Here is a 12,455-nt window from a genome sequence, read left to right on the forward strand (position 1 = left end):
CCTCGTCGTCGATCCTGGCGCAAGCTTAAAGGCCTGCCCATGCCTCCCAGACCGCGCCTCGGCCGAGCGCCGCGCGGCGGGTGATCTTGCGCCGGGTCCGCAACGTCGCTGGTAGCCGCACGGCCACCTCGGCCAGCACTCGGCAGCGCAGGCCGAACCGGAAGTTCGCCGCCGCCGGCCGCCCCGGCCGCAGCGGCAGCACTGCTGTCAACACGGCGAACCGGAGCAGCTGGTTCACCGCGACCCCGCGGGGTGCGCAGCGCAGCAGCATGAGCAGCCGGTTGCGCTCGTTCCAGCGGTGGAACTGCGGCGAGCCGAGCTCGCTGCTGACGCCGTGGGCGTGCCGGACGCGGGCGTCCGGCGCCGCGACGACGTCCCACCCGGCCAGCCGCAGCCGCCACGCCGTGTCGGTGTCCTCGTAATAACAGAAGAATCCCGCCGGGACGCCGTGCACGTCTTTCAGGGCGTCGGTGCGCAGCAGGGCCGCGCCGCCGCAGAAGCCGAAGACCTCGCCGGCGGGCTCGGTGACGTCGGCGCCGTGGCCGTCGGCGGTCAGCCGGACCCCGGCGGACTGCGTGGTGCCGTCGGGGCGCACGAGCAGGGACGTCGCCGCCGCGGCCAGCGGCGCCTTCTCGAGGGTGTCCTCCAGCGTGGCGAGCCAGTCCGGCGCGGGTTCGGCGTCGTCGTTCAGCCACGCCATGAGCGGGGTCTGGACCTTTTCGAGGGCGGCGGCGAGCGCGCCCGCGTAGCCGGTGTTGCGCGGCAGCCGGATCGCTTGCGGACGCGAAGAGTGGGCCGCGAGCAGGGCGGCGGTGCCGTCGGCGGAGGCGTTGTCGACCACGAGCGTCCGATGTGGACGCGTCTGCGCGGCCAGTGCGTCGAGGCAGGCCGTGATGTGCCCGGCACCTCGCCAGGTCACGACTACCACCGTGGTGGCGGGATTCGCGGTCACGTCCCGCACAATAGCCGCGTGCCCGAACTGGTCGTGCTCGCCGAGCAGCTCCTCGCGCCCGTGCCCGGTGGCACCGGGCGCTACACGGCCGAGCTGATCCCCGCGCTCGCGAAGACCGCGCCACCGGGCTGGACGGTGTCCAGCGTGGTCGCGCGGCACGCCGACGTCGACGCGGCCCGGCTGGACGGCGTCGAGGGCCCGCGCGTGCTGCGGATCCCGCCGCGGGCGCTGGTCGCCGCGTGGCAACTGGGCCTGCGCTGGTGGCCGGGCGGCGACGCGGTGCACGCGCCGACGCCGTTCGCGCCGCCCCGCGCCCCGGCCGGGAAGTCGCTGAGCGTGACCGTGCACGACACCGTGCCGTGGACCCACCCGGAGACCCTGACCGCACGCGGGGTCAGCTGGCACCGGTCGATGATCGCGCGGGCCGCGCGGCGGGCGTCCGGGCTGGTCGTGCCGACCCGGGCGGTCGCCGACGAGCTCGCGGTGCTCATCGACGTCGACGTCCCGGTGCGCGTCGTGCCGCACGGCGTGCGGGTGCCGTCCGGCTCGGCCGAGCTGGACCTGCCGGCGCAGTACGTGCTGGCCGTCGGCACGATCGAGCCGCGCAAGGGCATCGACGTGCTGGTCGACGCGGTCGCGGCGCTGGAGGGCACGGTGCTCGTGCTGGCCGGCCAGCCCGGCTGGGGCGGCGTCGACCCGGTGGCGCTGGCCCGGGAACGCGGCCTGCCCGCCGAGCGGCTGCGCGTGCTCGGGAAGGTGTCGGACGCCGAACTGGCGAGCGCGTTGCGGCACGCGAGCGTGCTGGCGGTGCCGAGCCTCGCCGAGGGGTTCGGGCTGGGCCTGCTGGAGGCGATGGCGGCCGGGGTCCCGGTGGTGCACACCGACGTCCCGGCGCTGGCCGAGGTCGCGGGCGGGGCCGGGCTGATGGTGCCCCGCGGGGACGCGACGGCGCTGGCGGCCGCGCTGCGGGAAGTGCTCGGCTCACCCGCGCGGGCGGCCGAGCTGACCCGGGCGGGGCGGGACCGGGCGCGGACCTTCACCTGGCGTCGCGCGGCGGAAGCCGTGTGGGCGATCCACCGCCGCGCGCGCGACTGAGGCGCTCACCTGCCCGGTTTGCCAGTTCCTCACCATGGCGCGGGGGTGCCGCCGTACCCTGCAGGGGTGAGCGAAGACCCCCGGGTGCTGGTCGACGCGACCGCGGTTCCCGCGGACCGCGGCGGCGTCGGCCGGTACGTGGATTCGCTCGTCGCCGCCCTCGACACGGACGGGACGCGGCTCACCGTCGTCTGCCAGCCCCGCGACCTGCAGCTTTACGACGAGCTGGCGCCGCGTTCCCGCGTCGTGCCCGCTTCGCCGGCCACGACCACCCGCACGGCCCGCCTGACCTGGGAACAAGCGACCCTGCCGCGGCTGGCGCGCCGCCTCGGCGCCGACGTCGTCCACTCGCCGCACTACACGATGCCGCTCGCGACGTCGGCCGCTTCGGTGGTCACGCTGCACGACGCGACCTTCTTCACCGACGCCGTCCTGCACTCGTCGGTGAAGGCCCGCTTCTTCCGCGCTTGGACGGCGACGGCGCTTCGCCGCGCGACGCTGTGTGTCGTCCCTTCGGCGGCAACGGCCATCGAGCTGGCCCGCGTCGGCCCGGTGCGGCACGCTTCCCTGGAAGTGATTCACCACGGCGTCGACAGCGAGCGCTTCCACCCGCCGTCCCCCGAAGAGGTCGCGGCGGCGCGCGCGGCCGTCGGCCTGGGGCGGACGCCGTACGTGGCGTTCCTCGGGGCGCTGGAGCCGAGGAAGAACGTGCCCGCGCTGATCCGCGGGTTCGCGCGGGCGGTGGCCGGGCGCCCGGACGCGCCGGCGTTGGTGCTGGCGGGCCAGCCGGGCTGGGACACCCAGGTGGAGCGGGCGCTGGACGCCGTCCCGCACCGCCTGCGCGTGATCCGGGCGGGCTACCTGCCGTTCGGCACGCTGGCGGGGTTCCTGGGCGGGGCGGAGCTGGTGGCGTACCCGTCGCTGGGCGAGGGGTTCGGGCTCCCGGTCCTGGAGGCGATGGCGTGCGGCGCGTGCGTGCTGACCACCCGCCGCCTGTCACTCCCGGAGGTCGGCGGCGACGCGGTGGCGTACTGCGGCGTGGGCGCGGGCGACGTCGCGGCGGCTTTGGGCGAACTCCTGGCCGACCCGGGACGCCGGGCCGAGCTGGCCACGGCGGCACAGCAGCGCGCGAAGGAGTTCTCCTGGGCGACGACGGCTGAGCGGCACCGGGAGGCGTACGCCAAGGCCTGGTCCCGCCACCTCCGCACCCGCTGACGGGGACGGGCCGCGATGAGGCGGTGGTAAGCTGGTTGTGCGAGGCCCCGGTGGGGCCGAGTATGAAAGCCCGTGACGCGTCCGGACGGTCGTCTCACGGGCTTTTCGCTGTCCTCAGAGCTCGAAGCACCCCGTGACCAGCGGGTCGGCACGTCGCCGCCAGTCGCCGCCCGCACCGAACACCAGGCCACCGCGTCCGAAACCCACAGCAGCGGTTCCGCTGTCGAGTCGACGTGCTCGTAGGTGAGTTCGGTTTTCGACGGCCGGAAGCCCAGCGCTCGCTGCAGGGTCTGGCGATCGTGTCCGTCGCGGTGGTGGCGCGAGTCGAGGACCAGCCGGTGAGCCTGCAGCTCGAGCAGGTGTTCCGCCAACAGCGCGAGACAACGTTGGCGGGCGGCCTCCTCGGCCTTGGGTGTGCAAGCTCCGCGGTAGAGACGCGTGGTGACCGGCATTGCGGCCATCCGGTCGATGAGCATCCGGCGACGAGGTTCCTTTTCCTTCTTGAAGTGCAGCTCGCGGGCTCCTCGGAGCAACAGTGACGTCAAGGTGCGCCGCGTGGTGGTCAAGTGGGCAGGTTCCACGATCGTGGCGCACAGCAGGAAACTGCCGCCGCGGGCTGATTCGTCGACGAAGGCGTGCACCGTCATCGCGTCATCATCCCGCCCGGGAATGCACAGTCTGCGACCGGGCTTGCACCTTGTGTAACCCGGGTCGGTTCACGATCCGACCCTCCGGGTACGCAGGCCGACCGTTGGGGTACGCAGGCCGACCCTCTGTGTACCGGCTTCGGGGTGGCGGGGTTGCGCTGGGTGACGAGTGGACAATGGCCGGGTGACTGAGGCATCCCGCTACGGCGACGAACTCGGCGTCGTGACCGTGACGTACTTCTCCGGCGACACCCTCGAGCGCTTTCTCGACACCCTCGAGAAGGCCACCGAGCGGCCGGTCCAGGTGGTCGTGGCCGACACCGTCTCCACCGACGGTGCTCCCGAAAAGGCCGCGAAACGCGCGAACGTGCACCTGCTCAGCATCGGCGAGAACGTCGGGTACGGGACCGGGTGCAACCGCGGCGTCGCCGAACTGGACGACTCCTACGGCTGGATCGTCATCGCCAACCCCGACCTCGAATGGGAGCCCGGCTCGCTCGACGGGCTGCTCGAGGCGGCCAAGCGGTGGCCGCGCGGCGGCGCCTTCGGGCCGCTGATCCACGAGCTCGACGGGACCGTCTACCCCTCCGCGCGGCAGCTGCCCTCGTTCGGCCGCGGCATCGGGCACGCCGCCTTCGGCAAGGTCTGGCCCGGGAACCCGTGGACGCGGCAGTACCGGCAGGAGACCGGCACGCCCGTCGAGCGCGTCGCGGGCTGGCTGTCCGGCTCGTGCCTGCTGCTGCGCCGGGAGGCGTTCGAGTCGGTCGGGGGCTTCGACTCGCGGTACTTCATGTACTTCGAGGACGTCGACCTCGGCGACCGGCTGGGCAAGGCGGGCTGGCTGAACGTCTACGTGCCCTCGGTCGGTGTCATGCACCTCGGCGGGCACTCGACGTCGCAGGCGTCGAAGAAGATGCTCGCCGCGCACCACGCCAGCGCCTACCGCTACCTCGCCGACCGTCACCAGGGGCTCGCCTGGAAGCCGGTGCTGGCCGCCGTGAAGCTCGGCCTCGCGCTGCGGCTGAAGCTGGAAACCCGCTAGATCCCGTCGAGCCGGCGCGAAAGGTCGGACTTGCCGATGTTCTGCGTCACCGTCGGCACCAGGCCGGTGTCCTCCGGATCCGGCTCCTTCAGCGGGCTCGTGATCTGCTCGGCCTGGGGCCGCCGGGACAGCGGGGTCGGCATCGGCGTCGTCGGCGACGGCGTGCTCAGCGGTGTCGTCGGCTGCGGGCGGCGGCCGCGCTGGGCCTCCATCCGCCGGGTCGGCGCCGAGCCGGCCAGCGGGTGGTCGTTCTCCTCGATCAGCGACGCCGGGAGCTGCGTGGTCGTGTCCGGGTCGCGGCTGCGGTCGAGCCCGTCGATCTGCGCGCGCGGGATCTGCTGGGTGTTCGCCGAGTCCATCGGTGACGTCGCGCTGTCGGGTGTCACGACGAACACTCCGCGCGCCTGGGCTCGTGCGAGCAGGGCGTCCGCCCGATCGCGGGGGTCCATCCCCTCGGCCTCCCGACTGACCCGGGGCCCTCTGGGGAAAGGCCCGCCTGTTTCCTGTCTAGGGTAGGCCCTCCGGGCGACCTCCGTCAGGGTTTCCCGCGGCTTGTCGCTCAGCGGTGCGTGATAAAAGAGGAGATTTCCGTGACGTCCGAGGTCCGAACCGACGCCGTCGACGCCGTCGTGCTGGTCGGGGGCAAGGGCACGCGCCTCCGGCCCTTGACGCTGTCGGCGCCGAAGCCGATGCTCCCCACGGCCGGGACGCCGTACCTGAGCCACCTGTTCTCGCGCATCCGCGAGGCCGGCATCCGGCACGTCGTGCTGGGCACGAGCTACCGTGCGGAGGTGTTCGAGGAGTACTTCGGCGACGGCCAGTCGATCGGCCTGGACCTGGAGTACGTGGTCGAGGAGGAGCCGCTCGACACCGCGGGCGCGATCCGCAACGTGTACGACAAGCTGCGCGCCGACCACGTGATCGTCTTCAACGGCGACATCATCTCCGGCTCGGACCTCGGCGAGCAGCTGCGCGTCCACCGCGAATCCGAGGCCGACGTCACCCTGCACCTGCAGCGCGTGCCGGACCCCAGCCGGTTCGGCTCGGTGCCGACCGACGAGACCGGCCGCGTCCAGGCGTTCCTCGAGAAGACGCCGAACCCGCCGACCGACCAGATCAACGCCGGGTGCTACGTGTTCCGCCGTCCGGTGATCGAGGCCATCCCGACCGGGCGGCGGGTGTCGGTCGAGCGCGAGACGTTCCCGCAGCTGCTGGAGCAGGGCGCGCACATCCAGGGCTTCGTCGACGAGTCGTACTGGCTGGACGTCGGGACGCCCGAGGCGTTCGTGCGCGGCTCGGCCGACCTCGTGCGCGGCCTGGCGCCGACGTCGGCGCTGCCGGGCCGTCCCGGTGACTTCCTGGTGCTCGACGGCGCGTCGGTGGCCGAGGACGCCCAGCTGTCCGGTGGGTCGACGATCGGCGTCGCCGCCGTGGTCGGCTCGGGCGCGAAGATCGACGGTTCGGTGCTGTTCGACGGCGCGGCGGTCTCCGAGGGCGCGATCGTCGAGCGTTCGGTGCTCGGGCACGGCGCCCGCGTCGGCGCCGGCGCGGTACTGCGCGGCGTGGTGCTGGGCGACGGCGTGTCCGTCGGGGCCGGCTGCGAGCTCCTGGACGGCGCGCGCGTCTGGCCGGACGTCGTGCTGCCCGACGGGTCCGTCCGCTTTTCGAGCGACGCGTAGCCCGATGTTCTGGCGTCCCGCGTTCGAAGTCGACCTGGACCGGGTCCTGCGTCCGCTGAAGCGTGGGCGCGGGTCGCTCAACATCCTCACCGACGAGCGCGGCATCACCTGGCTCGCCTCGAATACGCCGGACGGTCCCGGCACACTCGCGTTGCGGCGGCATTCCGACGGCCGGATCGAGGCCGCGGCCTGGGGTTCCTCGAAGGACCGGCTGCTCGCCGGCGTGCCCGCTCTGCTGGGGGCGAACGACGACGATTCGGGGTTCGTCGCGCACCACGACGTCGTCGCGCGGGCCCGGCGCGCGAATCCCGGCCTGCGGCTCGGGGCGACCGGGGTCGTGTGGGACTGGCTGGTGCTCGCCGTGCTGGAGCAGAAGGTGGCGGGCAAGGAGGCGATCCGGTCGTGGGCCGAGCTGTGCCGCCGGTTCGGCACGCGCGCCCCCGGCCCGGGTCCCGAGCGGCTGCGCGTGCCCCCGGGGCCGGCGATGCTGCTGGCGCTGCCGGACTGGCACTGGCACCGGACGGGCGTCGACATCAAGCGCCGGACGGCCCTGGTGAACGCGGCCCGGATCGCCGGTCATCTGGAGCGCGCGGTGGAGCTGGGCGGGCTCGAGGGACGGCACTGGCTGCGCCAGGTCCCGGGCATCGGGGTGTGGACGGCGGCGGAGATCGCCCAGCGCGCCTGGGGCGACCCGGACGCGGTGAGCTTCGGCGACTACAACATCCCGTCGATGGTGGGCCACGCGGTGCTGGGCACGAAGCTCGACGACGCGGGGATGGCCGAGGTGCTGAAGCCGTACGCCCCGCAGCGGCAGCGGGCCGTGCGGTACCTGGAGGCGGCCGGGCACACGCGGCCGCGGTTCGGGCCGCGGATCGAGCTGCGCGACTACCGCGCGATGTAGGGCCACCTTCCGGACGTCATGAATGAGTCATTCACGGCTTGGGGCGTCATGAATGAGTCATTCAAGACTCGCAGGGCGGCGGCGACCGCGGAAGTCCTTGAAGGCCGCGAACTACTGCTGCGGGGGATAACCACCCGGCGCGGGCGGGTAGGGCGGTTCCTGGCCTGGGAAACCCGGCGGTTGCCGGCCGGGAAAGCCCGATGGCTGCTGGCCCGGGTAACCCTGTTGGCCGGGATATCCCTGCTGCGGCGGGTAACCCGGCGGCTGCTGCCCCGGAAAGCCCTGACCCGGAAAGCCTTGCTGCGGCGGGTATCCCGGCTGCTGCTGGTACCCCGGGTACTGCGGCGGGTACGGCGGCTGCTTCGGCTTGTTCCCGTTCACGACGAGCAGCACCACGCCGACGACACCGGCGATCACCAGCAGGATGATCAGCAGCATCAGGACGCTCACCATCAGCCGTTCCCCTCGTCGAGTGCCGCGCGGACGATCGACAGCGCCTCGGCGTCGTCGAGGCCGAGCTTACGGGTCGTCTTCGCGTACTCCGCCGCCGCCTGCTGGGCTCGGCGGCGGGTCTGGTCGCCCGCGGCCGCGACGAAGCTGCCCGCCCGGCCGCGTGTTTCGATCAGGCCCGCTTCCTCCAGCTCGCGGTACGCGCGCGCCACGGTGTTCGGGGCGATGCCGAGGTCGGCCGCGAGCTGCCGGACCGTGGGCAGCTTCGTGCCCACGGCCAGGCTCCGGTCGTTGATCCGCGCCGCGAGCCCGCTCCGGACCTGCTCGAACGGCGGGACCGGCGAACTGCTGTCGAAGGGGACGATCACCAGCTCTGCGGACCCGCTCCCGGGCCCGGCAGCTGCTGCTGCGGGAACGACGGCCCCTGCGGCGCGTACTGCTGCGGCGCCGGCGGATATACCGGCCGCTGCGGGAAACCCTGCTGCGGCGAAGGCGGCGGGTACCCCGGCGCGAACCCGGGTGGCTGCGCGAATCCCGGCGGCGGACCCGCGTGGGCGAAACCCTGCGTCTGCGCCGGACCCGCCGGCGCCGGGAAGCCCGGCTGCGCGAACCCCTGTTGCGGCGGGAAACCCGGGTTGGGCGGGAACGGCCCGCCGTTCTTCATCGCCTCTTCGCGCCGCATCTTCGACACCCGGACGATCACCGCGATGACGAACACGATGACGCCCAGGATGATCAGCCCGAGCACGATGTACCCGAACACGCCGGTGTCGCCGCCACCGCCGGAGTGGTAGTGCACCCGCTCCGGGAACTGTGTAGCCATGTGGTCCCTCCCTGTCCGCGGACCAGGTTATCGCCCGGCACCGACAGGAACGGCGGCTTTCACCAGATCGGCGAGATCCTCCGACCCCGCGGGCAGCGCGTCCGCCGGCCACCACCGCAGGTCGTCGGACTCGTCGCTGCGCACCGGCGCGGCGCCCGGCGGGGCGTGCACCGAGAACCGGACGTCGAAGTGCCGGGTCGGCACCCCGAGCGAGCAGGTGATCGGGTGGACGTCCAGGTGCACCGGCTCGGCGGAGATCCGCAGCCCGGCCATCCCCGACTCCTCGGTGGCCTCCCGCAGCGCCGCGCCGGCCAGTGACACGTCCGACGGCTCGCAGTGGCCACCCAGCTGCAGCCACCGCCCGACGCGCGGGTGCAGCGTCAGCAGCACCCGCGTGCCGGTGTGGTCCAGCACCACCGCCGACGCCGTCAGGTGCCCGGCCGCGCAGGAGCGCTGACATGAATCGTCACGCGCGGCCAGGAAGCCGAGGAACGCCTGGCGCAGCGACTCCTGGGACGCCACGGCAGGCCGCCACGACGAAAGCGTCGCGACGGCGTCCGCGTGCAGGCTCACAGCTCCAGCAGCCCTTCCCCGGCCAGTGCCGGTCCCCGCGGCGCCGGCTCGGTGAGCGGCACGCCGATGGCGACCGAACCCAGCGGCTGCCAGCGTTCGTCCAGGCCGAGGACCTCGCGGACGACGTCGGCGGCGAAGATCGTCGAGCCGATCCAGCACGAGCCGAGGCCCTCGGCCGCCAGCGCGACCAGCAGGCCCTGGACCGCGGCGCCACCGGCCACGGTGAACATCGTCTTCTCGCAGTCGTTGCGGCGGTCGTCGCGGTAGGTGTGCGCGCCGTCCGGCACCAGGAACGGGATGACGACTTCCGGGGCCCGGTACAGGATGTCGCCCCGGCTGAGCCGCTTCGCGATCTGCTCCTGCGTGAACTCGTCGGACTCGAGGTCGGCCCGCCACGACTCGCGCATCGCGTCCAGCAGCTTCTGCCGCAGCCCGGGATCCCGCAGCCAGACGAACCGCACCGGGTGCGTGTGGTGCGGCGCGGGCGCGGTCAGCGCGGAACCCACCGCCCGCCGGATGGAGGTGGGGGAGACCGGCTCGTCCGCGAACTGCCGCACCGACCGCCGGGCCGGGACGGCTTCCCGCCGGCCCTGGGCGACGGCTTCGTTGACGCCCAGCCGGAAGAGGTCCTCCTCCAGCGGGCGGATCAAGTCACGCGCGGACGAGCCGTCGTCGAAGAGGTCGAGGCCGCGGACGACGGCGACCGGCGTCCCGCCCAGCTTGCCCTTGACCAGGTCGGCGGCCGCGGCGAGCTCGTCGGCGACGGCCACCTCGGTGACGGCCAGCTCGTTGCCCTGCCCGTCGACCTGCCCGCGGTAGGCGTGCAGCACGCGCAGCCCGGACGAGCCGATCGCGGCGTCGGTCTGCCCGACCCGCCAGGCGCGGCCCATGGTGTCGGTGACGACGACAGCGACCTCGACGCCGAGCCGCTCCCGTAGCCCGTTGCGCAACGCCAGCGCCGAAGCGTCCGGGTCCGCGGGCAGCAGCGCGACCTCGTCACCGGCCACATTGGACGCGTCGATGCCGGACGCGGCCTGCACGATCCCCAGGTGGTTCTGGGTGATCACGGTGCGCGCGATCCGCGCGACGACCCGCACGGCCTCCTGCTCGACGAGCTTCCGGCGTTCGGCGTCGCGGGCTTCGGGGTCCGACGGCACGCGCACGAGCCTGCCCTCGGCCTTCGAGACGATCTTGCTGGTCACGACCAGGACGTCGCCGGAGCGCAGCCAGGGCGCGGCCTCGACGATCGCGCCGGTCAGGTCGTCGCCCGGGCGGAACTCGGGCAGCCCGGTGACGGGCAGGATCTCCAGCTTGGGCGAGGCATGGTCAGACAACAGGGGCTCCAGCCAGGTCGAGGGCGGCGCGGGCCATCGCCGCGGTCGCGTCCACATCGGACATCAGCAGCGGCACGTCGCGGACGGTCACACCCGGCACGTCCGCGGTCTCGCCTTCGGCGATCAGCCAGCCGTCCAGCACGCCGCCGTCCTTGCGCGAGCCGTAGTGCCGGCCCACCGCCTCCGCGGACGTCTCGACGCCGATCGCGGTCAGGCACGCGTCGGCCATCCCGCGCAGCGCCTTGCCGCCGATGATCGGCGACACCCCGACGACACCCGCGGACGTCTTGCGGAGCGCGTCCCGGACCCCGGGCACGCCCAGCACGGTGCCCACCGAGACGACCGGGTTCGACGGCGCGAACAGCACGGCGTCGGCGTCCTTGAGCGCTTCCAGCACCCCCGGCGCGGGCTTGGCCTCGTCGTTGCCGACCGCGACGATCGAGTGCGCCTTCGGCTCGGCGCGGTAGCGCACCCACCACTCCTGGAAGTGGACGGCCTTCTGCTGGCCGTCCTGCTCCGGGTCGTCGATGACGACGTGCGTCTCGACCCGGTCGTCGGACATCGGCAGCAGCCGGACGCCGGGCTGCCAGCGGTCGCACAGGGCCTCGGTGACGGCCGAGAGCGGGTAGCCCGCGCGCAGCATCCGCGACCGGATCAGGTGGGTGGCGATGTCCTTGTCGCCGAGGCCGAACCAGGTCGGCTCGGCGCCGTAGGCCGCCAGCTCCTCCTTGACCACCCAGGTCTCGCCCGAGTGCCCCCAGCCGCGTTCTTTGTCGATCCCGCCGCCGAGGGTGTACATGCAGGTGTCCAGGTCGGGGCAGATCCGCAGCCCGTGCATCCAGACGTCGTCGCCGGTGTTCACCAGCGCCGTCACCTCGTGCTCCGACTCGGACGCACCCTCCGGGGACATGCCCAGGGCCGCCTTGACACCCAGCAGGAAGCGGGCCCCGCCCACTCCGCCGACCACTACCACGATCTTCACGACGTCGAATCCTCGCACGAGCCGGGTGCGGGCACCCAGTACCGGTATCTGTGGTGCGGGGCGTAGCCGAGCCCCGCGTAGAGCGCGAGCGCGCCCGAATTCCCCTCCGCGACCTGCAACACCGCGTGGTCCGCTCCGTGTTCCACGCCCCACGCCTGCACCGCGCCCATCAGCGCCGACGCCAGCCCGCGGCGGCGGAAGGCCGGGGCCACCTCGAGGCGGCCGACGTGCAGCCAGCCGTCGACCAGGGCCCCGCGGACGACCCCGGCGAGACCGCCCTCGGCCGTCGCGACGCCGTAGCCGACCTTCCCTGAGGTCAGGACCTGCCGCGCGGCCGGGGAGTCCTCGCCCGGGCGCAGCGCGAGCTCCCACCAGCCGGGGGCGGGCTCGTCGGTCACTTTCACGTGAAAGTGACCACTCGGGGGCACTTTCACGTGAAAGTGCCCCTTCGTCAGGACGACGACCTCGTGGCCGGCACCGTGGCCGGTGGCCGGCACCCACCCGGCGGCGGCGATCGCGTGCTCGTTCGGGCTGTCCCGGACCACCTGCACCATGGGGGTGATCGCCCGGTCGTGGGCGAAATCACACACCGCGCGCAGGGCCTCGCCGAGGGGACGGCCGGGGTCGCCGACGGCGAGTGCGCTGTTGGCCCGCCCGGTGAAACCGTCCGCCCAGCGCAGGCGCCAGTCCCCCAAGGGATCCTCGACCAGCGGCGGCCATGCTCTGCTACAGGTGATTTCGAGCTTCTCGCGGGCGTTCACC

The 12,455-nt window shown here is 73.4% G+C and carries 15 protein-coding genes; 6 read left to right on the forward strand and 9 right to left on the reverse strand.

What is annotated here, in order from left to right:
• Positions 1-25 precede the first annotated feature (25 nt).
• Positions 26-961: a glycosyltransferase family 2 protein gene (locus IE317_RS39220; RefSeq protein WP_191316437.1), complete on the reverse strand. Its 936-nt coding sequence runs from the start codon at positions 959-961 to the stop codon at positions 26-28.
• 9 nt (positions 962-970) lie between these two features.
• Here IE317_RS39220 and IE317_RS39225 point away from each other — a divergent pair, with 9 nt between their 5' ends.
• The 4 genes from IE317_RS39225 to IE317_RS39240 all read left to right on the forward strand — a co-directional run bounded on the left by IE317_RS39225 (position 971) and on the right by IE317_RS39240 (position 4,951).
• Entirely contained in the window at positions 971-2,047 is a 1,077-nt protein-coding gene (locus tag IE317_RS39225; protein WP_191316438.1) for a glycosyltransferase family 4 protein, read from the forward strand.
• Between the two features lie 84 nt (positions 2,048-2,131).
• Complete coding sequence (locus IE317_RS39230) at positions 2,132-3,262, forward strand: glycosyltransferase family 4 protein (RefSeq protein ID WP_191316464.1); 1,131 nt, start codon at positions 2,132-2,134, stop codon at positions 3,260-3,262.
• Between the two features lie 233 nt (positions 3,263-3,495).
• Positions 3,496-3,801: a hypothetical protein gene (locus tag IE317_RS39235; RefSeq protein ID WP_191316439.1), complete on the forward strand. Its 306-nt coding sequence runs from the start codon at positions 3,496-3,498 to the stop codon at positions 3,799-3,801.
• Positions 3,802-4,093: 292 nt separating this feature from the next.
• Entirely contained in the window at positions 4,094-4,951 is an 858-nt protein-coding gene (locus IE317_RS39240) for a glycosyltransferase family 2 protein (RefSeq protein WP_191316440.1), read from the forward strand.
• Here the strand turns inward: IE317_RS39240 and IE317_RS39245 are convergent.
• Entirely contained in the window at positions 4,948-5,400 is a 453-nt protein-coding gene (locus IE317_RS39245) for a hypothetical protein (RefSeq protein WP_191316441.1), read from the reverse strand. The two genes, IE317_RS39240 and IE317_RS39245, sit on opposite strands and share 4 nt — an antisense overlap.
• Before the next feature lie 141 nt (positions 5,401-5,541).
• Here IE317_RS39245 and IE317_RS39250 point away from each other — a divergent pair, with 141 nt between their 5' ends.
• Together IE317_RS39250 and IE317_RS39255 are read left to right on the forward strand one after the other, a co-directional pair.
• On the forward strand, positions 5,542-6,630 hold the full coding sequence (locus IE317_RS39250) for a sugar phosphate nucleotidyltransferase (protein WP_191316442.1): 1,089 nt from the start codon (positions 5,542-5,544) through the stop codon (positions 6,628-6,630).
• 4 nt (positions 6,631-6,634) lie between these two features.
• Positions 6,635-7,531 carry a DNA-3-methyladenine glycosylase family protein gene (locus IE317_RS39255; RefSeq protein ID WP_191316443.1) on the forward strand — a complete coding sequence of 299 codons (897 nt, stop codon included), beginning with the start codon at positions 6,635-6,637 and terminating at the stop codon, positions 7,529-7,531.
• Between the two features lie 111 nt (positions 7,532-7,642).
• Here the strand turns inward: IE317_RS39255 and IE317_RS39260 are convergent, their stop codons facing one another.
• Genes IE317_RS39260 through IE317_RS39290 form a run of 7 tightly spaced genes read right to left on the reverse strand, consistent with a single transcriptional unit; the run spans position 7,643 to position 12,454 of the window.
• Entirely contained in the window at positions 7,643-7,984 is a 342-nt protein-coding gene (locus IE317_RS39260; RefSeq protein WP_191316444.1) for a hypothetical protein, read from the reverse strand.
• A complete protein-coding gene (locus tag IE317_RS39265) occupies positions 7,984-8,349 on the reverse strand; it encodes a GntR family transcriptional regulator (protein ID WP_191316445.1) in 366 nt (121 codons plus the stop codon). Before IE317_RS39265 ends, IE317_RS39260 begins: the two co-directional genes overlap by 1 nt.
• The gene (locus IE317_RS39270; protein WP_191316446.1) at positions 8,346-8,804 is read right to left on the reverse strand and encodes a hypothetical protein; all 459 of its coding nucleotides are present in this window, start codon (positions 8,802-8,804) and stop codon (positions 8,346-8,348) included. The genes IE317_RS39265 and IE317_RS39270 overlap by 4 nt, the downstream gene beginning before the upstream one ends.
• Positions 8,805-8,831: 27 nt before the next feature.
• Positions 8,832-9,377, reverse strand: a complete 546-nt coding sequence (locus tag IE317_RS39275) for an NUDIX hydrolase (protein WP_191316447.1) — start codon at positions 9,375-9,377, stop codon at positions 8,832-8,834.
• The gene (locus IE317_RS39280) at positions 9,374-10,768 is read right to left on the reverse strand and encodes a coenzyme F420-0:L-glutamate ligase (RefSeq protein ID WP_191316448.1); all 1,395 of its coding nucleotides are present in this window, start codon (positions 10,766-10,768) and stop codon (positions 9,374-9,376) included. The genes IE317_RS39275 and IE317_RS39280 overlap by 4 nt, the downstream gene beginning before the upstream one ends.
• Positions 10,704-11,693: a 2-phospho-L-lactate transferase gene (gene cofD, locus IE317_RS39285; RefSeq protein ID WP_191316449.1), complete on the reverse strand. Its 990-nt coding sequence runs from the start codon at positions 11,691-11,693 to the stop codon at positions 10,704-10,706. The genes IE317_RS39280 and cofD overlap by 65 nt, the downstream gene beginning before the upstream one ends.
• Entirely contained in the window at positions 11,690-12,454 is a 765-nt protein-coding gene (locus IE317_RS39290) for a GNAT family N-acetyltransferase (protein ID WP_191316450.1), read from the reverse strand. The genes cofD and IE317_RS39290 overlap by 4 nt, the downstream gene beginning before the upstream one ends.
• Position 12,455: the final 1 nt, after the last annotated feature.

The organism is Amycolatopsis bullii, assembly GCF_014654205.1.
Lineage (GTDB): Bacteria > Actinomycetota > Actinomycetes > Mycobacteriales > Pseudonocardiaceae > Amycolatopsis > Amycolatopsis plumensis.

What these genes read in the sequence shown, in the direction of transcription:
- IE317_RS39245 (WP_191316441.1), bottom strand. Translation starts at nt 5,400, where the DNA reads ATGGACCCCCGCGATCGGGCGGACGCCCTGCTCGCACGAGCCCAGGCG.
- IE317_RS39255 (WP_191316443.1), top strand. Translation starts at nt 6,635, where the DNA reads ATGTTCTGGCGTCCCGCGTTCGAAGTCGACCTGGACCGGGTCCTGCGT.
- IE317_RS39260 (WP_191316444.1), bottom strand. Translation starts at nt 7,984, where the DNA reads ATGGTGAGCGTCCTGATGCTGCTGATCATCCTGCTGGTGATCGCCGGT.
- IE317_RS39270 (WP_191316446.1), bottom strand. Translation starts at nt 8,804, where the DNA reads ATGGCTACACAGTTCCCGGAGCGGGTGCACTACCACTCCGGCGGTGGC.
- IE317_RS39280 (WP_191316448.1), bottom strand. Translation starts at nt 10,768, where the DNA reads ATGTGGACGCGACCGCGGCGATGGCCCGCGCCGCCCTCGACCTGGCTG.